Source organism: Nocardia caishijiensis NBRC 108228 (assembly GCF_001612825.1).
GTDB classification, from domain to species: Bacteria; Actinomycetota; Actinomycetes; order Mycobacteriales; family Mycobacteriaceae; genus Nocardia; species Nocardia caishijiensis.
Genome location: NZ_BDBE01000033.1, coordinates 146,981 through 166,404 on the forward strand (window position 1 = coordinate 146,981; position 19,424 = coordinate 166,404).

A 19,424-nucleotide genomic window follows, 5' to 3' on the forward strand; every position below is an offset into this window, starting at 1 on the left:
CGCGGCGCGAACCCGTTTCCACTGAGATCGCATCTCAGATGGTGTGCTGTTCCACTGTGCCCGCAGGACGAGGTGATGTCATGACCGAACTTTCGGTCGAAGTCTGCTGCCTGAACGGATTCGGAATCGACTTGGAGGAAGTCGCTACGGTGATCGCCGACAACGCTCAGCGATATCTGCCCGGATTGTTGTTGCCCGCGGACACGGACGGCGAGTTCGCCGCGCTCGCAACAGCTTCGACCAGGCTCCAGGACAACCTGTACGCCGCGATTCGAACGGATCTGACAGCCGTCGACAGCCTTCGGACGCAGTTGGCCACCAGCGCGAGAGCGTATCGGTCCACCGACGACGCAGCGGCGGCAGCCTTGTCGGCGGGCGCTGCCACAGCTGTGTCCGACACAGATCTCGAGCGCTTCGTCGGTTTGCAGTCGCCGAACCTCACCGACGTGCCCGACGAGACCTACAACCTTCGCGCGACGGTCGTTCGGGCGATCGAGCAGGTGTCCGGGTACGACGACCCCCTCGCCGGAGCGATCGGGATGCGCCCGGCAGCCGACTATCTGCAGCCGCTGGTCGCCGACTGGGAATCCGTGCAGGCGATCGGCCGCCGCATTCGCCAACTCAGCATCAATGACTACGTCGCCGCGCAGAATCTGACGCAGGGTTCCCACTGGCTGGCCACCCATTGGAGCGGCGAGGCCGCGCGAGCGTTCTTCTCGACCGCGGCACTGTCGGCCGAGGTGGTCGGTCAGCGCAGCGACGATCTCGAGGCCGTGGCCAAGGTCGTCGAGAGCGGTGGTGCCTGCCTGGAGATGCTGGTCCACAACCAGGCGATCGGGCTGGTCGGCGCCATCATGGAGTCACGGAGCTACCTGGGTTTCCATCTACCACTCGGGCATTGGGCTCAGCTCGTGGACGGGGTTCTTCCGGATTCGATCGAGCAGGAGATCTCCTCGGCCGTCACGGCGCTGCGGACGAGCGCCGACGCCCGGCGCACCGCGATCAGCGCGCTGGTCGAACTCATCTCTCAGGTTATGGATTTCGCTCCTGGACGGCCCGTACCGACCATTCCGGTGGACGTACTCGACATCCCTGCGAAGGTGGTGGCCGACCCCGGTGTGAGGCGATACGGGTTCGGGAACAACGTCTGGTGGGAGGACCGACTTGAAACCGCCGCTTCGTGACCCAGAGAAGAAGAACCAGGCCGAATTCGGATCCGAAAATGGAAGCCTGTACGGACGCCATCACAAGTTCGTCGAAGCGCCCTTGGCCATGGGATACTTCAAGGCGAACAAACTCGAATTGTCCGAGTCGCTCTTCGACTACTATCTTCATGATCTTCGTCCGAACAAATCGGACTACTGGATTCCAGAACACCACGTCGACATGATCGTGGATACCGGCGATGTCCAGTCGCGAATTTCGCAGGGGTTGAACAACATTGTCACACAAGCGAAGAGCGATCCGCAGGTGGAGGTATTGCGAGAGTTTACTTCGCCGTGGATGGACGCAGGACCTACGGAGTCCGAGGATGTCAAATACGGTATCGGCCATTTCTCGGTGGCGGTCAGTGGCGATACTCTCATCAGAAAATGGCCCGGTGGGCTGTATGCGGACATCACATACATCGTCTACATCTGGGACTACTACAATTTCGATCACAAGACCTGGGCATGGAGCAGGACAGCCGGTGGCAACAAGGAAAACGCCGTGAACCAGCTCGGGAACCATATGCGGAAGCTCGAAGAATACGGAATGGCGCGGAGTTTCGTCGCGAGGCGAGTGGGCCCCTGCCGGAAATCTCACCGAAAAGCTCTGACGAGCGACGTCGCTCGCATGCCACCCGTGGGAGCCGAGGCAGATACGAGACTGTTGCTATCGAAACTAGTAGTTTCGTATACTGTCGTCGCGTGAGAGGCCGCGAGGCGACCGAGGTCGGCAGGAACTCATCGGATGGGACAGAGGATGCGCGTAGGCGTTGTCGGTTTGCGGATGGGGCTGTATCTGGCGACGTGGTGTCGTCGGCTGGGTATGGAGGTGGTCGCCGCCTGTGATCGCGATCCGGCGCGGCGAGCCGAGGCGGGTGAGATCCTGCCCGAGGCAGTGCTTTTCGAGGAGTGGGTCGCGCTGCTCGAGTATCCGATCGATGCCGTGGTGTTGGCCAACGACTTCGACGAACACGCACCGCTGGCGATCGCCTTCCTCGATCGAGGGGTGCATGTGCTCTCGGAATCGGCTGCCTGCGTGGACGATCGGCAGGCGGCGGCGTTGCTCGCGGCCGAGGAACGGTCGTCGGCGACCTATTCGTTCGCGGAGAACTACGTCTTCCATCCGCATGTGAACCTCATCCGAAAGGCGCTGGCGGACGGCGAGATCGGGCGGCCGACGTTGGTCGAGGCCGATTATCTGCACGCCATGTCACCCGAGGACGTGACGGGCCTGATCGGCGATCCGGCCCACTGGCGGGGACGCATCGAACCGACGGCGTACTGCACCCACACGCTCTCGCCGGTCCTCGCGCTCACCGGGCAGCTACCGGTCGAGGTGTCGGCGTACCCGGTGGACACTGCCGATGCCCGTGCGGCGGTGGTCATGGTGGTGCGGCTCAGTGGCGGCGGGTTGGCGATCAGCAGACACGGATTCCTGCAGGGCGAGCCCGACAGTCACTGGAGTTGGGTTTCGGTGCGCGGCACCGAAGGGCTGGCCGAATCGGTGCGCGCACCGGGTGATCGCGCCTGGTCCGTGCGGGTGCGCACCGAAGGATGGGTGGCGGGCGCCGCCCGTGATGAGGAACGCGCGCCGACGCCGTCGACGTTGCCCGACGGCACGCCGGTCGAGCCGAAGGCCGAGGGGACGGTTCACGTGCTCGAAGGGTTTCGCGCGTGCGTCGAGGACGGCGCGGCACCGCTGATCCCCGTGGTACCAGCGGTCGCCGCCTCGCTGGTCGGTGTCGCGGGGGCGCGGTCGCTCCGGGAGGGGTCGCGCCCCGTGGCGATGCCGAAGCTGTTCGGCTGATCGCCGCGGACTGTCAGAACTTGCCGGTGTGATGGGCGACGCGGTGGCCCAGGTGGGCGGACAGTTCGGCGACGAAGGTCTCCGACAGCGGTGGCCAGTGCCAGAATTCGACAGCCAGCGCGCCGAGAGCGACGTCGTCGGACCACGACCAGGTGGTGATCGGTGTCGGAGTTCGGCAGGTTCCACAGGTGACGGCACCGGTGCCGGTGCCGATCCATTCGTCGATCGCCGTCGAAAAAGGTTGCCAGACAACGGGGTCGGCTTCCCAACTGTTCGGGTAATCGATGATGACGGCACGGGTGCCGCAGTGCGGACAGGTGGCGGACTCGGGTTCGGTTTCGCCCTGGCCCGCGTGGTGGACGTGACGGCCGACGATCACGGCCACCGGCCCGGGCAGCCAATCGGCGCCCCAGTCGGCCGCGATACCTGCCCACCTCGGCCCCGGGACATAGCCCTGCTCGACCTTCCAGCTGTACATCAACTCGCCCGACATCTCGCGCGTCAGCAGGCCACGCGACACCATCCAGTCCACGACCCGCGCGCCGAGCGCACCCGCCTCGGCCGCACTCACCTCGACATCGACGATCCGCTCGAAATAGTCACCCACCCCCGCATCGTGCCACGGTTCACCGACCTCGCCCGCTGGTCGAGGCCAGGGGCGTTGGCGGGCTCGCAGCGTCAGTGGGAGTAGTCGCGGAAGGTCATGACGCCGCCGACCAGGATGGCCACGACCATGAACAGGTAGACGACGACGCGCAGCCAGGTCGGACCGGCGAAGGTCACCGCCATGGTTGCTCCCAGCGCTGCGAGAATCAGCACCACCCCGTAGAAGGGGGTGCGTTGTTCTCTGTCGACCATGGTTCCAGTGTCCGCCGAATGCCCGCACATCGCCAAGTGCAACAATTCTGCCCGAAATCGGGCAGGGAACTTGGCGGAGAGCGCGGAGGAGGGCAAGATTGCGCCGGTGAACGACGGAGGGTCGGCGGAGCTGGTGCGGCATGTGGCCATGTCCACGGGGCTTCCGGAGCGGGTCGCGGCTCGGGTGGTCGCCGATATCGTCGGATACTTCGACGAGACGGCCGAGGAGTTCGTGCGCCGCAGGCACGGGGAGTTGCAGGCCAGGCAGGTGCGCAATGCCGAGATCTGGCGGTTGCTCGCGAGCGAGCTCGCGCGGCGGCCGGTGGCGGCTCCCCGGTTCACCGAACGGCAGTTGCGGCGCATCGTCTACGGGTAAAGGAGCCGACATGTGTGGAATCGTCGGGTACGTCGGGCATCGGCAAGCGGTTCCGGTGCTGCTGGAAGGGTTGCATCGACTCGAGTACCGGGGCTACGACTCGGCGGGTCTTGCGCTGCCGTACCGGGGCAAGCTGCGGGTACGCAAGACGCAGGGCCGGGTGCAGGAGCTGCGGGACAAGGGTGACACCGCCACGCTGCCCGGCAGTGTCGGCATCGCGCACACCCGATGGGCCACCCACGGCGAACCCAGTGACGCCAACGCCCACCCGCACACCGACACCAGCGGACGCATCGCGGTGGTGCACAACGGCATCGTCGAGAACGCCGAACAGTTGCGGGCCGAACTCACCGCGCTCGGTGTGCGACTGGTCTCCGACACCGACACCGAGGCCATCGCGCACCTGATAGCGGCCGAACTCGACGCCACCGACTCGCTCGAATCCGCCGTGCGCGCCGCGCTGCACCGCGTGCAGGGCACCTACGGTCTGCTGGTACTCGACGCGCGCCGCGCCGAGGAGCTGGTGGTCGCCCGCAACGGTAGCCCGATCGTGCTCGGTGTCGGCGACGGTGAGATGTTCGTGGCCTCCGACGTCGCCGCCCTGGTGCACCACACCCAGCGGGTGGTCTTCCTCGACGACGGCGAGATCGCCACCGTGCGCGCCGACGGCTTCCGCACCAGCACCCTCGGCGCCGAACCCGAGCAAACCGACAAGGTGCCGACCACCATCGACATGGCGGCCGAGGACTACGCGCTCGGCGGCTACCCCGACTTCATGCGCAAGGAGATCGCCGAGCAGAGCGAGGCCGTGCGCCGGGCTCTGCGCGGGCGCCTCGACGACCGCTTCGCCACCGCGCGCCTGGGTGGGCTGAACATGGACGCGCGGGAACTGCGCGGCATCAGCAAGGTGGTGTTCCTCGGTTGCGGGTCGGCCTACTACGCCGGTCAGCTCGGCGCGCAGCTGGTGGAGGAGCTCGCCCGCATCCCCGCCACCGCCGAACCGGCCTCCGAGTTCCGCTACCGCAATCCGGTGGTCGATCCCGACGCGCTCTACGTGGCGATCAGCCAGTCCGGGGAAACCCTCGACACCCTGGCCGCGGTGCAGGAACTGCAGCGCAAGGGCGGCCGGGTGATCGGCGCGGTCAACGCGGTCGGCAGCGCGATCGCCCGTCAGTGCGGCGCCGGGGTCTTCCTGCACGCGGGCCCGGAGATCTCGGTCGCCTCCACCAAGGCGCTCACGAACATGACGGTGTCGTTCACCATGCTCGCCCTGCTGCTCGGACGGGTGCGTGATCTGTCCGCCGCCGACGGGCAGCGCATCGTCGACGGTCTTCGCGCCGTCCCCGACGCCATCGACCAGCTCATCGGCGACGAATCGGCCATCGCCGAGATCGCCCAGCGCTACGCGAAGGCACGCAGCATGTTCTTCATCGGCCGGGTGCGTGCCTGGCCCGTGGCCAGGGAGGGCGCGCAGAAGCTGAAGGAAGTCAGCTACGTGCACGCCGAGGCGTATCAGGCCTCCGAACTCAAGCACGGCCCGCTCGCCCTGATCGATCCGGAGATGCCGAGCGTGGTGATCGTCCCCGACGACGAACTGCTCGCCAAGAACATCAACACGATCGAGCAGATCAAGGCCCGCGGTGGTCCGGTCATCGCCGTCACCAACGCGGACCTGCCCGCGAGCATCGCCGACGACGTGATCCGGGTACCGAAGGTCGCCCCGGAACTCGACCCGATGCTGCTCACCATCCCGCTCCAGCTCCTGGCCTACCACTGCGCGCTCGCCCTCGGCCGCGATGTGGACAAGCCGCGCAACCTGGCCAAGAGCGTCACCGTCGAATAAGTCAGCGACTCAGATCGCGGAACCGCCGCACCGCGAGCGGAAAGAACACCGCGATCAACGCCACCGGCCACGCCACCGCCAGCAGTTCGGCGTGGTCGGCGGCCCAGGAGTCACCCGCGGCGACCGGGTTGCCGAACAGGCCGCGCACGGCGGTGGCCGTGGCCGACATCGGGTTCCATTCGATGACCGCGCCCAGCCAGGACGGCATCGACTCGGGAGAGGCGATGGCGTTGGACAGGAAACTCAGCGGCCAGATCAGCAGCTGCACGGTCTGCACCAGTTCCGGTTTGCCCGCGACCATCGCCAGATAGATCCCGATCCAGAGCATCGCGAAACGCAACAGCAGCAACAGCGCGACGCCCGCCAGGAACGCGGCGGGCCCGTCGTGCCAGCGCCAGCCGATGGCGTACCCGGCCGCGATCATCACGGCCAGGCCGAGCACGGACGACAGCATGTCGGCGACGCTGCGTCCGACCAGCACCGCCGCCGAGTTCATCGGCATCGAACGGAATCGATCGATCACCCCCTTGCCGAGGTCCTGGGTCACCGCGACCATGGTGGCGTCGAGGCCGAAAACCATGGTCATGGTGAGCATTCCGGGGACCAGGTAGTCGGTGAAGTCGCCGTCGATGCCGCGCCCGCCGCCGATCAGGTAGCTGAACATCAGCAGCATCATCACCGGGAACACCAGGCCGACGCCCACCTGGACGGGTTGGCGCGCCCAGTGCGCGAGTTCCCGCCGGGTCATGGTCCAGGAGTCGGTCAGCGCCGCGCTCAGTGTCGAGGCCGGGTGGGTCTGGATGGTGCTCATGCCGCGTGCTCCTTGGTCAGATGCAGGAAGACTTCGTCGAGGGTGGGGCGGCGGATCGCGATGTCCTCGGCGTCGATGCCGTTGTCGCTCAGTGCCCGGACGGTTTCGGTGAGGGCGATGATCCGGTCCCCGACCGCGGCGCTCACCATTCGGCGATCCGCATCGATCACCGGATCACCGGGGACGAGCAGGGCGGCGCGGGCGAGCTGGGCCGGGTCGCGCAGCACCACGTCGATGCGGTCACCGCCGGTGCTCGCCTTCAGTTCGTCGGCGGTGCCGTCGGCGATGACCTTGCCGTGGTCGATCACCGAGATGCGGTCGGCCAGCTGGTCGGCTTCCTCGAGATACTGGGTGGTCAGCAGCACCGTGGTGCCGCCGTCGACCAGCGAGCGCACCGAGTTCCACACCTCGGTGCGCCCGCGCGGGTCGAGGCCGGTCGTCGGCTCGTCGAGGAACAGCACGCCGGGTGCGGCGATGAGCGAGGCGGCCAGGTCGAGCCGCCGCCGCATGCCGCCGCTGTACTGCTCGACCGCTTTCGTTCCGGTGTCGGCGAGCCCGAACCGGTCCAGGAGTTCCTGCGCCCTGGCACGCGCACCGCGTGCGCCCAACCGGTACAGACGGCCGAACATCTCGAGGTTCTGGCGACCGCTGAGTTTCTCGTCGACGGCGGCGTGCTGGCCGAGCAGCCCGATGCGGGAGCGGACCTCGCGGGAGCGGGCGCGCGCGTCGAGACCGGCCACCTCCACCCGCCCCTTGTCAGGCCGCAACAGGGTGGCCAGGATCCGCACGGCGGTGGTCTTGCCCGCGCCGTTCGGGCCGAGGACGGCGTGCACGGTTCCGGTGCGCACAGCCAGGTCGAGTCCGTCGAGCGCCTGCTTCGCGCCGTACTTCTTGCGCAGGCCCTCGACGACGATCGACAGATCGTGGTCGGTCACTTCACCCTCCCATTGGTCAAACTTGACTAGATCGGCGAAACTACGCCCGGTTCGGCAATTAGTCAAACTTGATTACCCGTTCGGCTAGTCAAACTTGATCCGCTGATAGCTTGGATGCCACACGCGGAAGGGAGACGGCCATGTCAGCGATCCGGCTGCTGGTTCTCGGCGCGGTCCGTCAGCACGGGCGCGCACACGGTTACCAGGTGCGCAACGACCTGGAGTTCTGGGGCGCCAACGAATGGTCCAATGCCAAACCCGGGTCGATCTACCACGCCCTCAAACACATGGCCAAGCAGGGACTTCTGCTCGCCCACGAGGTCGCGCCCAGCGTCGCGGGCGGACCGCCACGCGTCGAATACGAGCTCACCGAGGCCGGGACCGAGGAATACTTCGCCCTGCTGCGTGAGGCCATCACCACCTACGACCAGAAGATGGACATGCTCTCGGCGGGCATCGGTTTCATGGTCGACCTACCGCGCGACGAGGTGGTGACCCTGCTGGAACAGCGCATCGGCAAACTCGAGCAGTGGCGGGCCTCGGTCACCGAGTACTACTCCCCCGAGCAGGGGCCGGGACAGCTCGGGCACATCGGCGAGATCATGCACATGTGGGTTCACTCGGCCGACAGCGAAGCCACCTGGACGCGCGGCCTCGTCGCACGTATCGCCGGGGGTGCGTACGTCTTCGCCGGTGAGGGCGAACCGTTCGTCGGTGTCCTCGCCGACGACGAGCCCAATCCGTTCGGTACCGGTCCGCACCCGACGGACCTGCGGTAGTCGGGGCGCACCGGCGGGTTGTCACACTCGCGGCCTCGGCGTCGTCTCTCCTGTGCCCGACCGTCGCGCACCCAGGAGAGACACATGCCTTTGGATATCAGCAACCCCGCCGAGCTGCACGATCCCACCGGTTTCGGCTACAGCCACGTGGCCAGGGTGACCGGTGAGCTCGTGCTGATCGCGGGCCAGTACGACTCGGATGCCCAGGGACACACCACGACCGACGATTTCGCGGGGCAGGTCGAGCGCGCCTTCACCAACCTCGGTGTCGCGCTGCGCTCCGCGGGGCTCGACTACGGCGACGTCGCCCAGCTGCGGACGTTCATCGTCGAGCACGACCTCGAGAAACTGACCGTGCTCGGCACGGCGATCGCCCGGATCTGGGGCGAACGGCCGCCTACGCAGACCCTGCTCGGTGTCGCCGCGCTCGCCCTGCCGGGGATGCTGTTCGAAGTGGACGCGCTCGCGGTCCGCGCCTGAGGGGTCAACCGGCGCCGACGGGAACCGTCCAGCTGGTCCGGTCGACGACGCGCAGGGAGTGGTCGAGTTCGAAGACCTGGACGAGGGTTTCGGCGAGACCCAGATCGTCGTCGGCCAGGCCGTACAGCGACAGCAGGAAACACGGTTGCCCGGCGACCGGCTCGACCACGACGGGGCAGCCCGACAGCAGCATGAGGACGGTGGCCAGGTCCTCGGCGTGGTCACCGCATCCGCACCCGGCCGCGGCGGCCTCGATGAGGTCACCCGGGTGCGGGACGACGTCGTCGAGGGTGATGCCGTCCCAATGGTTTCGCGGACCGAACAGGGTCCGATCACTGTGGCTGAGCCAGTGCTGCCTGGCGCGGGCGAGCAGCTGGGCGAGTCGCGTCCCGCACCGGTCCCGGTCGAGAACCTCGACGAACAAACGGCATCGGTGGCACTCGGCGGTGATCCGTCCCGGCCCCGTCATCGCGCACCCCGGACGGCGAGACCGGGCATCCCCATCCGGGGACGAAGGCCGGTCGGCACCCGAACCCGCACCGTTGTGGTGTCGGGCGCCGGGCGGGGTGCGCGACGCCGCCAGGCCGTGGCCAACAACCAGGCTCCGGTGACCAGACACACCACCACGGCGGCGATCGCCACCACCAGCGACGCCGTCACCGCCGTGCCGACCTGCGGCGCACCAGCCCGATACTCCAGGACCGCGGCCACGACCGGGCCTGTCATTCCGCCGCCCGCGGCGAGCAACACCATCGCCCCGGTGACCAGTTCCGTCACCCGCAACGGCCGCCGCACACGCACGCGAACCGCCCGACGGCTTTCCCGCAGCGAACCCTTCTCTGCCCCGACCACCATTTTCGGCCACCCCATTTCTGCTGAGCATGCGCACATTCGAACCGGGATCTGCACCGTATAACGGCGAGTAACTTCCGGACGAAAATGAAATCGAACAGACACCAGCAACCGGTCAGCGACCGCCCGTGGCGGCGATGAGCAGGGGTTTCCGGACTCGCTCGGTGTCAGTCCGGTCTCGGCGCGAAAGGCGGACAGAACGAACGGCCGCCCTGGCGAGTCGAGGCCACCGGGGCCCGCTGACCGCGACGACAGCGCGCCTACCCCGCTACGCTCGGGGGATGCCAGGACCACAGACGCCGCCGCGCAACGGTGCTGGACTGCTCTCGCTGGTCCTCGGTATCTTCGCCTGCGGTTTCTCCGTGATCCCGTTCGCGAGTGAGTTCCTCGCGGTGCCCGCGGCCGTGATCGCGGTCGGCGCGGCGTTCGTCGGCTGGGACCGGATCGAACGCGGGATCGCGACCAATCGGGCCGACACCATCGCCGGTGGCGTCCTCGGCGCGCTCGCGCTCGGCGTCGCGACGCTGGTCTACCTCGCGACACACAGCTAGACCTCCTCGGCCGCGGCACCTTCCTCCGGCAGTCGATCCGCGCCCCAACTGCGCCGGATGTACCCGGTGACCCGATCGAGTTCCGCGCGGTCGACGGCGGCCGATTCGCCGGGTTCGAGCGGGTCGAAGTGGAAGATGTAGAGCCGCGAGGCGAACTGTTCGAAGGGCAGCGACGCCTCGCCGAATCGTTCCCCGTGCCCGGCGGTGCCGACGACCACGCCGTCACCCCAGTCCTGACCGCTGTCATTGTTGGGGTTGTAGAAGTACACGCGCATCTTGCCTTGCGGGTCCAGGCTCACGCGCAGCACGGTGATGGCATGCCAGCCGACGAAGCGGGCAGCGCTGTCGGTGACCGCGATCCCGGCGGGCTGCGGGTGGATGACGGGCTGGTTGCCGTTGTAGAAGGGGTGATAGCTGGCGTAGAAATGGCGCTGGAAGTCGTCGAGGTCGACGATCTTGCCGGTGGCGACATCGACATTGATGCGAAAACCTCGGCCCGACCACCAGCCGTGGAATTCGGGGTTGATCCAGCGGTGCGGGTCGCCCTCGCGCCCGGCGCACCGGCGGCCCATTTCGGCGTAGATGCGGTCCAGGTGGGGCACCACCAGCAGTGATACCGGGTCGAGGTCGTGGTGGGGCAGTGCGTTCACCTGCTCCCCCGACTCGCGTGACGACAGTGGCCGACCTTCGAAGTGCATGACGATCTCGTCGTCACGCGCCGCCCACACCACCGTCTGCAACAGGTAGTCGGGATCGTTGTAGGCCCACATCGACAGCGCCCGCGCCGACTGACAGGTGGGGTTGTCACCCTGGCCGATGCCGAGCGGCTGCCCCAGTACCGACAGCACGCCCGCGAGCAACCGTGCGCGCGGGTCGGGCACGGCGCCGAACACCTCGGTCAACCGCTGCTGGGAATGCGGCGACAGCCGCAGCGACAACTGCCGCCACAGCGCGGGCGCCACCGGCGGCTGATAGAGGATGCCGCGCTCGAGCAGCAACGCCAAACCGTAGACACACTGGGCTGTTTCGACGAACACGGCCTGCTCGATCAGGGTGCGCACGAGTTCGTGGTAGCAGAGCAGGCTGTCGCGACCGGTGCTCGACAGTCCCATCGCCTCACCGAGCAGGTATTCGCCTTTGCCGAGCAGAAAGCGCAGCAGCACAGCGTGATACGGCGACACCAGACCGGTGTCGTGCATGGAGCGCGCGAAACCTGTCGCCTCGTATTGCAAGGCGCTGTCGTCCATGGATTCGAGGCGGGCGCGGTAGATCTCGACGCCCGGGTCCTCCCGGCACCCCTCGGTGGTGCCGTAGAGGCTGCTGATGAGCCGATCGGCGCCGAGCCCACTTGCGCCGAGATCGACATCGGGATTGGCTCTGGCCACCGCGATCTGGGTGATCATCCGCTTCACCGCGTCGACCTGGATGGGCCGTTGTCGCAGAATGCGCCAGATCTCGTCCACGAGATTCTCGAGCACCTTCTCGTACCCGACCTCGGCGACCAGGTAGTGCAGCAGCTCGCGCGGCACCTGCGCCATCCGGCCCTGTTGTTCGCGCTCGGCCTCCGACGGCGGCGAGAACAGCAGCGACAGGTTCACCGCGAGCACCTGCGACAGGTGCTCGGCGGCCGCCGCGGCCGAGATCAGCGGATGCTCGTAATCGCCCTTGGTCACAGCGAGCAACCGCAGATCGCTCACCGCCTCCACCACAACGGTGTCGGCGTTGGCGCTGCGCAGCGAACCGGTGCTCAGCGCCGGAATGAGAATCTGCGGTTGCGCCCAATCGGTGCCGAGGAACAGGCCTGCCGCCTCGAGGCGCTGCGCTCGCTCGCGTACCGCCGCACACCCGCCCGGCACCAGCAGTACCCGGCGCAGCGCGTCGAGCACCCTGGGCAGCTTCACCTGCTTGCCGAATTCGCCGGTGTCGTAGAGGGCACCGGTGGCGTGGTCGAGGGTGGCGAGACGCTTGTCGAGCGTCGCCTGGTCGCGTGGACTCAATCGCCGATCCGATCAGATGTAGAAGTCGAGCTCTTCTTGTCGCTTCAGCAGATCCCGCAGAGTGTACGGATCGTCACCGAAGAAGTAGAGCAGGCCCCAATGGTTACCGAAAGCTGTTCGCTTGGTGACTTTCTCGGCCAACGGCTCGGTGAGCTCGTGGGACTCGAAGTAGTCGTGGTCCTCGGTTTCCGGCGGAATCGACAGCTGGCTGACCACGCGCCTGCGCGGATACACCCCGAAGCACCCGGCGTGCCCGGTGGCGTCGACGACTTCCTTCGGGAAGAAGGCGTCGATCTCCTCGTCGGTGGTCTTCGGGTCGAAGGCAAGCACCAGCGCGTGATAGGCGTTGAAACCGTAGGTGCGTTCGAGGAGTTCGAACACCTTGAAACCCGGTGGCCGATAGGCGACCTCGCCGAAATACATCTCGCCGTCGCTGGTGACGAAGTACTCGGGATGGATGAAGCCGAACTCGATATCGAAAGTCTTGATGAGCTTTTCGACCTGACGGGTGATCTCCGGCCGATACTTCTCGAGTTCAGGAGTGGCCGGAACGAAGACCGAATAGCCGAGGGTGACGTATTCGGAGATGTTGAGAAAACAGATGCGGCCCTTGTGCACCCAGGCCTCCACCGCGAACTCCCAGCCGTCGAGGTGCGATTCCATCAGCATCGGGAACTCGTCGTCGGGGATGGTGTCGATCTCGTCGGGCGTGCGGATCACGCGGTGGCCGAGGCAACCCGCCTTGTCGAAGGCCTTGAGGTGTATCGGGTCGTTGGGGTCGCCGTCGAGCTTGAGCAGGGTCTGGTTGACCCGCTTGAGGAAACGAGCCACGTCGTCGCGATCGTGCGCCTCCTCGAAGATACCGACCCGGATGCCGCCGAGCTGGGCGCGCCGCTTCATCAGCGACTTGTCGCGCAGCAGCATGGCCTGGCCGAGCAGGCGAGGGTTGTCGAGCAGCACCGAGTTGATCGCGCCCGCCCATTCGACGGTTTCCTCGAAGATCGGGATGGCGACGTCGACGCCCAGATCCTTCAGCGTTTCCGCGATCTCCATCGAACGATCGTTGAGTCGTTCGAAATCCCATGGGATATAGGGAATGTTGTGTTCTGTGCAATAATCTTGCGCCCAAGCGGGGGCTACCACGATGTAGCGCCGATCGAAACGATCGACGGCCGCCACGGCGTTCAAACTCCAGCCCAAAAGGGCGATATAGCCTTTGTTCGGATTTCGACTCTGGGATTCGTCAGCGGAAATCGACAAACCTTATCCCTTCTCGATCGACAGCCGACAGGCTGCCAACCGAGAATTACCCAGTTCCGGCCGACGAAATCATGACGAAGCTGTGACCGGCCGCCCCGGACGGGACGGCCGGTCACCCGAAACCGCCTACGACAGGCGGGTTTCGATCGCGTCGATGATGCGCGGGCGCAGGTCGGCGACGCTGACGATCGCGTCGACCGAGCCGACCTCCACCGCGCGCTGGATGTTGTGCACGCGGTCGAACTCGGCGGCTACGTCACCCAGCTTCTCCGCGCGCACCGACGACCGCAGTTCGTCGAGTTCGGCGGCCAGGGTCGCCCGGTCGGTGCCCGAGGTGTTGGCCACCCGGGCCTCCAATTCGCGAATACGCGGATCGGCGGCGGTACGGGCGTTGACCTCACCGGCGAACACCACGGCGGCGGCGGGCGCGCCACCGAGCACCGAGGCGAACGAACCCTCCAGGGCGAGCACGGTCATGTTCGGGTTCAGCGCCTTCGAGAAGACGACGAACGCACCGCCGTGGTAGCGCGAGATCACACAGAACACGATGGGGCCGTCGAAATTGACGATGGCACGGCCGATTTCGGCACCGTACTCGAGCTGCAGCTTGCGCATCGACTCCGGCGAGCCGTCGAAGCCCGACAGGTTCGCCAGCACCACCAGCGGACGGTTGCCGCTGGCCGCGTTGATGGCACGCGCGGCCTTCTTCGACGAACGCGGGAACAGTGTGCCCGCGGTGTAGGTGTCGGGGCCGTCGGTCGGCACCAGGCCGCGACGCGGCACATTGCGCGACTCGATGCCCAACAGGCACACCGGGATGCCGCCGAGGTGCGCGTCCTGCACCACCGCGGTCTCGGCGTCGGCCATCCCCGCCCAGCGTTCCAGCACCGGGTGGTCCTGGTCGGCGAGGGCACGCATCACCGTGCGAATGTCGAAGGGCTTCTTGCGATCCGGGTTCGCGGCCGCCGAGAAGATCTCGCCGACGGTGGCGAAGGTGCTGTCGGCCAGCGTGTGCGGGAAGCTGGAGATGTCACGGTCGACGGGGTCGGTGCTGGTGGCCCGGCGCGGTGCGGACTCACCGGGGACGACGTAGGTGTGCTCGTAGTGCGACATCAGCACATCGCGCGCCGCGCCGAGGTTCGGCGCCCAGTACTGCGCCTGACCGTTGGGGCCCATCACCCGGTCGTAACCGCCGATGCCGAAGTTGTCCTCGGCCGACACACCACCGGAGAAGTCCAGCGACTGCTTGCCGGTGAGCACCATCGCCGAATCCGGGGTCATCACCAGCACGCCCTTGGTGTGCATGAGCATGGTGGCCTCGGCGTTCCAGTACGGCTGGGCGCCGACATTGATGCCCGCCACGACGATGTTGATCTCGCCGCCGTCCTGGGTGAACTCGACGATCCGCTTGAGCGCGGCCGCGACCCAGTCCATGTTCTCGGTGCCCGAGGACATCGAGATCCGCGCACCCGAGGACAGCGCGTACCACTCGAGCGGAACCCGCATCTGCTCGGCCAGATCCAGCGCCGCGATCACCCGACGGCACTCCGGCTCCGACAGGGCACCAAGGGACTTCGTCGGGTCACCGAGCAGCAGCACACGGGTGACACCCTCGGGATGACGCGGGGTCGGCGTGGTGACCACACCGGCCACGAGCGCCGCCTTGTTGTGGCCCTTCGGCCGCTCGACAGGGACGAGCGCGTGGTTTTCGTCGAGGTCGTACTCGGTGAATTCGCCGAGCAGCCCGGTCAATTCGTACGGGTAGACGGTGTTGCGAGCCGCCGCGCGCAGCACCTTCTGACGGTATTCGTCGAGCGGTTCGACGGCTTCGTCGGTCCGCTCGCCGACCGTCACCTCGGTGCCGCCGGTGGCGTCGAAGGAGATCCGGACGACGATCTTGTTCAGTTCGCCGGTCTGCGGATCGCGCTGGCGGGCGATGAGCAGGATCTCCTCGAGACCGACACCCGCCGCCGACGGCAGCACGTGGCCACCGATGGTCTCGAGTTCCGCCCGGGTGACGTCCATCGGGGGCCAGATGTACATCACGATGCGGTTGGTGTTGAGCCGCTTGGCCGATGGGCGCCGCGACTGGGCCCGACGGATCGAATCGACACAGGTGGCGATGGCGCTCTCGGCCGTCGGCAGCGCGACCAGTCGGCCGTCCTGCTCACGCAGCGCCGTGAGGTCACGCACCTGGGCGAAGGCGATCAGGCGATCGTCGGAGGGGTTCTCCTTGGCCACGGCACGGAACAGGTACACCTCTTCGTCCGAGGACGACAGACGGGTGAGGTCGAACTTGCGCAACCGCTCCATCTGCATGCGCTGGGCGATGTAGGGGTGCAGGCCACGGATCAGCCGCTCCTCGGCCATGCCGGTGACCGAGGGACGGAAAGTGAAGTGGTGGTGCATGACCGAGCCGCCGCTGCCCGCGACGGTGGCGGTGATGCGGTGCACCTGGTTCGGCTGCGGGTGCGCGCCGAGTACTTCCTGCAGCGCAACGGCCATGGCGTCGAAGTCCTCGGGCTGGTCCTCCCAGCTGAGGTAGATGTCGGCGTCGATGGACACCGCGCCGCGGGCCAACTCGGCCAACCCGTCCAGGGCGGTACCGAGCGCGGCGAAGCTCACCGCGGTGGAGACCAGGCTCGACCCGGCGCGTTCGGCGACGACGAAGGTGGTCGAACCGACCTGCTCGGTGCGAACCCCGGTGATGCCCTTGTTGCCGTAGTAGCGGCGGGTGAGCACCTCGAGCATGGCGGTGTGGTCGCCCTTGCCGCGCTGCAACCGCTGGCCGAGCAGGCGGACGAGCGGTTCGGTGCTGCGCACCATCTCCGCGATCCGCTCGGTGCGGTCGGCGGCCTGCGGGTCGGTGTCGAGGTAGCTCAGGTGCCTGCGGACATTGGTGTAGACGCGGGCGCGGTTGCGGCGCAGCAGCGGCTGGCCGTACCAGGCGTACACCAGGCCGCGGGCGAGGTCGGCGACCACGGGGAAACGGACCTGGGTGGCGGCGACGAGCCGTTCCAGGGCCAGACCCACCGGCTCGCGCAGCACCTGATCGGGCATGGGCTCGGTGAGCCATTCCCGCAGCAGGGTGGTGATCACCGCGCCGGTCTCGGCGGGCCGCTGCTGAGCCAGGAAGATCCGGAAGACGGCGGCCTCGAGATCGGGCGTGCGGTCCAGTTCGGTGATGCCGTAGTGGCCGAGTGCGGCCGACAGCTTGGCCTGGTAGGACTCGGGCAGCCCGGCCCGCTCCACGTCGAGGCTCTGCAGGTAGGTGTGGAAGTACTCGCGGGCGCTGTGCACGTGGCTGTGGGCGCCGTCGTCGTCGGCGGGCCGGTTGTGGCTCAGTTCGGCGAGGTCGGCGAAGACCTGCACCAGTTCGAGTTCCTCGCCGAGCGGGCGGATGTTGTCGGCGACGGTCTCCTTGCGCGCGGTGACGTAGTCGTCGAGTACGCGGCTGTTGTCGTGCGGATCGACATCGAAGCCGAGCAGCAGGCTGCGCAGGTCCTGCAGGCCACGCGACATCCGCTCGTGCGGGCTGCGCGGGGTCGGCTCGGCGGGCAGGTCGAGGACGACCGCGCCGGTGGCGGCGGTCTCCTCGGCGTCGTCGTCGGCGAGGGGTTCCAGGCGCAGCAGCGGCGCGCCCGTCTCCACCTGGGTGCCGACCGACACCGCGCATTCCTTGAGCCGGGCCCGGAACGGCGCGCGCAGCACCGTTTCCATCTTCATCGACTCGAGCACGAGCACCGGCGCACCGGCCTCGACCTCGGCACCGACCTCGAGCGGGGTGCCGACGACCAGCGCGGGCGCGGGCGAACGGACCACGCCGCCCTCGTCGCGGCTGATGCGGTGGGTGATGCCGTCGACATCGACCACGTGGGTGGGGCCGTGGGTGCCGGTGATCAGGCGGTAGCGGGTGCCGTTGACGACGATCTGGCCGGTGTGGCGATCGAAACGATCGAGATCGACATCGGCGGTGCGCAGGTCGCCACCGGCCTCGATGCCGATGCGGAAGCGGTGCGCGCCGATGCGGGCCACGCGCACGCGGTAGCTCGCGCCGCGCAGTTTCAGATCGAGCGGGCGACCGCTCTGGTGCTGCACCTGCGGACGGCCACCCGACGCGGTGGACAGCAGCCGGTGCTGTTCGGCGCGTTCGTCTTCCTCGTAGGCGTCGATCGCGGCGACGGCCAGGGCGACGGTGGAGTGGCGGTGGGTGACCAGGCGGCCCTCGCCGCGCACGCGGTCGATCCAGCCGGTGTCGGCGCTGGCGTCGATCACCTCGGGCTGGTCGAGCAGGTCGAGCACGAAGCTCTTGTTGGTGGCACCGCCCTCGATGACGACGCGGGTCTCGGCCATGGCCCGGCGCAGGCGACCGAGTGCCTCGTCGCGGTCGCGGCCGTAGGCGATGATCTTGGCGATCATCGAGTCGAAGTCGGCGGGGATGGTGTCGCCTTCGCTCACACCGGTGTCGACGCGGATACCGGGACCGGCGGGCAGGTCGAGGCGGACGATGCGGCCGGGGGCGGGCGCGAAGTCGCGGTCCGGGTCCTCGGCATTGAGGCGCGCCTCGATGGCGTGGCCGCGCTCGGCGGGTGCGGAGCCCTCGAGCTTGATCCCGGAGGCGACCCGGATCTGGGCGTGCACGAGGTCGAAACCGGTGGTGATCTCGGTGATCGGATGCTCGACCTGCAGCCGGGTGTTCACCTCGAGGAACGCGAACAGCTGGTCGCCGGGGTGGTAGAGGAATTCGACCGTGGCCGCGCCGCAGTAACCGACGGCGATCGCGAGCCGCTCGGCCGAGGCCTTGAGGTCGGCGGTCTGCTCGGCGCTCAGCACCGGCGAGGCCGACTCCTCGATGACCTTCTGGTTGCGCCGCTGCACCGAGCAGTCGCGCACGCCGAGCGCCCATGCCGTGCCCTGACCGTCGGCGATCACCTGCACCTCGACGTGGCGGGCACCGGTGACCAGACGCTCGAGGAACACCACGCCGCTGCCGAAGGCACGCGCGGCTTCCTGCTTGGTTCGCTCGTAGGCGTCGACGAGTTCGGCCTCGTTGGTGATGACGCGGATACCGCGCCCACCGCCACCCGCGGTGGCCTTGAGCATCAGCGGGTAACCGATCCGACCCGCGGCCTCGACGGCGTCCTCGATGGTGTCGACCGGGCCGCGGCTCCACGGAGCCACCGGCACACCGACCTCTTCGGCGATCAGCTTGGCGCCGATCTTGTCGCCGAGCTTGCGCATGGCGTCGGCGCTCGGGCCGATGAAGGTGACGCCGATGTGCTCGCACAGCTCGGCGAACGCCGGGTCCTCGGCGACGAAGCCCCAGCCGACCCACGCGGCGTCGGCCTTGGTGGTGACCAGCGCGTGCTCGAGGGCCTTGAGATCCAGGTACGGCCGGGCCGAGGCGGGCCCGAGGTCGTAGGCGATGTCGGCCTCGCGCACGAAGGTCGCGGTGCGGTCGACGTCGGTGTGCAGGGCTACCGTTTCGATCGGTAGCCCGGTCGCCGCCGCCAGATCACGCACGGCATGGATGAGGCGCATAGCGGCCTCTCCCCTATTCACGATGGCGATACGGCTGAACACTCGCCGACTCCTTCCACAATTCTCCAAGGACCTGGCCCGGACGGGTGAGGTTGCGAAACTCGCGATTGCTGGCAGTCTGCCCTC

The 19,424-nt window shown here is 67.6% G+C and carries 17 protein-coding genes; 8 read left to right on the forward strand and 9 right to left on the reverse strand.

The window, feature by feature from the left end:
- Positions 1 to 80 precede the first annotated feature (80 nt).
- The 3 genes from NC7_RS17900 to NC7_RS17910 are packed head-to-tail and all read left to right on the forward strand — an operon-like array spanning position 81 to position 3,015.
- A complete protein-coding gene (locus tag NC7_RS17900) occupies positions 81 to 1,184 on the forward strand; it encodes a hypothetical protein (protein ID WP_067984554.1) in 1,104 nt (367 codons plus the stop codon).
- A complete protein-coding gene (locus NC7_RS17905) occupies positions 1,165 to 1,914 on the forward strand; it encodes a hypothetical protein (RefSeq protein WP_157102061.1) in 750 nt (249 codons plus the stop codon). The genes NC7_RS17900 and NC7_RS17905 overlap by 20 nt, the downstream gene beginning before the upstream one ends.
- 39 nt (positions 1,915 to 1,953) lie before the next feature.
- A complete protein-coding gene (locus NC7_RS17910; RefSeq protein WP_236573560.1) occupies positions 1,954 to 3,015 on the forward strand; it encodes a Gfo/Idh/MocA family protein in 1,062 nt (353 codons plus the stop codon).
- A gap of 13 nt (positions 3,016 to 3,028) precedes the next feature.
- Here NC7_RS17910 and NC7_RS17915 read toward each other — a convergent pair whose 3' ends face one another.
- Together NC7_RS17915 and NC7_RS17920 are read right to left on the reverse strand one after the other, a co-directional pair.
- The gene (locus tag NC7_RS17915) at positions 3,029 to 3,622 is read right to left on the reverse strand and encodes a hypothetical protein (protein ID WP_067984558.1); all 594 of its coding nucleotides are present in this window, start codon (positions 3,620 to 3,622) and stop codon (positions 3,029 to 3,031) included.
- Between the two features lie 71 nt (positions 3,623 to 3,693).
- Complete coding sequence (locus NC7_RS17920; RefSeq protein ID WP_067984559.1) at positions 3,694 to 3,873, reverse strand: hypothetical protein; 180 nt, start codon at positions 3,871 to 3,873, stop codon at positions 3,694 to 3,696.
- 106 nt (positions 3,874 to 3,979) lie between these two features.
- Here NC7_RS17920 and NC7_RS17925 point away from each other — a divergent pair, with 106 nt between their 5' ends.
- Both NC7_RS17925 and glmS read left to right on the forward strand, forming a co-directional pair.
- Positions 3,980 to 4,249, forward strand: coding sequence for a hypothetical protein (locus tag NC7_RS17925; protein ID WP_236573561.1), 270 nt, complete (start codon positions 3,980 to 3,982; stop codon positions 4,247 to 4,249).
- Positions 4,250 to 4,259: 10 nt separating this feature from the next.
- A complete protein-coding gene (glmS, locus tag NC7_RS17930) occupies positions 4,260 to 6,092 on the forward strand; it encodes a glutamine--fructose-6-phosphate transaminase (isomerizing) (RefSeq protein ID WP_067984560.1) in 1,833 nt (610 codons plus the stop codon).
- Between the two features lies 1 nt (position 6,093).
- On the opposite strand, the gene NC7_RS17935 is transcribed toward glmS, so the two are convergent.
- Together NC7_RS17935 and NC7_RS17940 are read right to left on the reverse strand one after the other, a co-directional pair.
- Positions 6,094 to 6,903 (reverse strand): ABC transporter permease, encoded by an 810-nt coding sequence (locus tag NC7_RS17935; protein ID WP_067984561.1) that lies wholly within the window; start codon positions 6,901 to 6,903, stop codon positions 6,094 to 6,096.
- On the reverse strand, positions 6,900 to 7,838 hold the full coding sequence (locus NC7_RS17940; RefSeq protein WP_067984563.1) for an ATP-binding cassette domain-containing protein: 939 nt from the start codon (positions 7,836 to 7,838) through the stop codon (positions 6,900 to 6,902). Before NC7_RS17940 ends, NC7_RS17935 begins: the two co-directional genes overlap by 4 nt.
- Positions 7,839 to 7,978: 140 nt before the next feature.
- Between NC7_RS17940 and NC7_RS17945 the strand changes: the two genes are divergently transcribed.
- Positions 7,979 to 8,617, forward strand: coding sequence for a PadR family transcriptional regulator (locus NC7_RS17945; RefSeq protein ID WP_067984565.1), 639 nt, complete (start codon positions 7,979 to 7,981; stop codon positions 8,615 to 8,617).
- Between the two features lie 84 nt (positions 8,618 to 8,701).
- Positions 8,702 to 9,097 carry a RidA family protein gene (locus tag NC7_RS17950; protein WP_067984567.1) on the forward strand — a complete coding sequence of 132 codons (396 nt, stop codon included), beginning with the start codon at positions 8,702 to 8,704 and terminating at the stop codon, positions 9,095 to 9,097.
- A 4-nt stretch (positions 9,098 to 9,101) separates the two neighbouring features.
- On the opposite strand, the gene NC7_RS17955 is transcribed toward NC7_RS17950, so the two are convergent.
- Positions 9,102 to 9,566: a hypothetical protein gene (locus NC7_RS17955; RefSeq protein ID WP_157102062.1), complete on the reverse strand. Its 465-nt coding sequence runs from the start codon at positions 9,564 to 9,566 to the stop codon at positions 9,102 to 9,104.
- Positions 9,563 to 9,952 (reverse strand): hypothetical protein, encoded by a 390-nt coding sequence (locus NC7_RS17960; RefSeq protein WP_157102063.1) that lies wholly within the window; start codon positions 9,950 to 9,952, stop codon positions 9,563 to 9,565. The genes NC7_RS17955 and NC7_RS17960 overlap by 4 nt, the downstream gene beginning before the upstream one ends.
- A 278-nt stretch (positions 9,953 to 10,230) precedes the next feature.
- Here NC7_RS17960 and NC7_RS17965 point away from each other — a divergent pair, with 278 nt between their 5' ends.
- Positions 10,231 to 10,500, forward strand: a complete 270-nt coding sequence (locus tag NC7_RS17965) for a hypothetical protein (RefSeq protein ID WP_067984575.1) — start codon at positions 10,231 to 10,233, stop codon at positions 10,498 to 10,500.
- Here the strand turns inward: NC7_RS17965 and NC7_RS17970 are convergent.
- The 3 genes from NC7_RS17970 to NC7_RS17980 all read right to left on the reverse strand — a co-directional run bounded on the left by NC7_RS17970 (position 10,497) and on the right by NC7_RS17980 (position 19,340).
- Positions 10,497 to 12,497: a hypothetical protein gene (locus NC7_RS17970; RefSeq protein ID WP_067984577.1), complete on the reverse strand. Its 2,001-nt coding sequence runs from the start codon at positions 12,495 to 12,497 to the stop codon at positions 10,497 to 10,499. The two genes, NC7_RS17965 and NC7_RS17970, sit on opposite strands and share 4 nt — an antisense overlap.
- A 12-nt stretch (positions 12,498 to 12,509) precedes the next feature.
- The gene (locus NC7_RS17975; RefSeq protein WP_225280910.1) at positions 12,510 to 13,550 is read right to left on the reverse strand and encodes an ATP-grasp domain-containing protein; all 1,041 of its coding nucleotides are present in this window, start codon (positions 13,548 to 13,550) and stop codon (positions 12,510 to 12,512) included.
- Between the two features lie 333 nt (positions 13,551 to 13,883).
- Complete coding sequence (locus NC7_RS17980; RefSeq protein WP_067984579.1) at positions 13,884 to 19,340, reverse strand: ATP-binding protein; 5,457 nt, start codon at positions 19,338 to 19,340, stop codon at positions 13,884 to 13,886.
- Positions 19,341 to 19,424: the final 84 nt, after the last annotated feature.

Excerpts from the sequence above, each read along its gene's own strand:
- NC7_RS17900 (WP_067984554.1), top strand. The coding sequence starts at position 81 with ATGACCGAACTTTCGGTCGAAGTCTGCTGCCTGAACGGATTCGGAATC.
- NC7_RS17910 (WP_236573560.1), top strand. The coding sequence starts at position 1,954 with ATGGGACAGAGGATGCGCGTAGGCGTTGTCGGTTTGCGGATGGGGCTG.
- NC7_RS17920 (WP_067984559.1), bottom strand. The coding sequence starts at position 3,873 with ATGGTCGACAGAGAACAACGCACCCCCTTCTACGGGGTGGTGCTGATT.
- glmS (WP_067984560.1), top strand. The coding sequence starts at position 4,260 with ATGTGTGGAATCGTCGGGTACGTCGGGCATCGGCAAGCGGTTCCGGTG.
- NC7_RS17935 (WP_067984561.1), bottom strand. The coding sequence starts at position 6,903 with ATGAGCACCATCCAGACCCACCCGGCCTCGACACTGAGCGCGGCGCTG.
- NC7_RS17945 (WP_067984565.1), top strand. The coding sequence starts at position 7,979 with ATGTCAGCGATCCGGCTGCTGGTTCTCGGCGCGGTCCGTCAGCACGGG.
- NC7_RS17950 (WP_067984567.1), top strand. The coding sequence starts at position 8,702 with ATGCCTTTGGATATCAGCAACCCCGCCGAGCTGCACGATCCCACCGGT.
- NC7_RS17955 (WP_157102062.1), bottom strand. The coding sequence starts at position 9,566 with ATGACGGGGCCGGGACGGATCACCGCCGAGTGCCACCGATGCCGTTTG.
- NC7_RS17960 (WP_157102063.1), bottom strand. The coding sequence starts at position 9,952 with ATGGTGGTCGGGGCAGAGAAGGGTTCGCTGCGGGAAAGCCGTCGGGCG.
- NC7_RS17965 (WP_067984575.1), top strand. The coding sequence starts at position 10,231 with ATGCCAGGACCACAGACGCCGCCGCGCAACGGTGCTGGACTGCTCTCG.
- NC7_RS17975 (WP_225280910.1), bottom strand. The coding sequence starts at position 13,550 with ATGGAGATCGCGGAAACGCTGAAGGATCTGGGCGTCGACGTCGCCATC.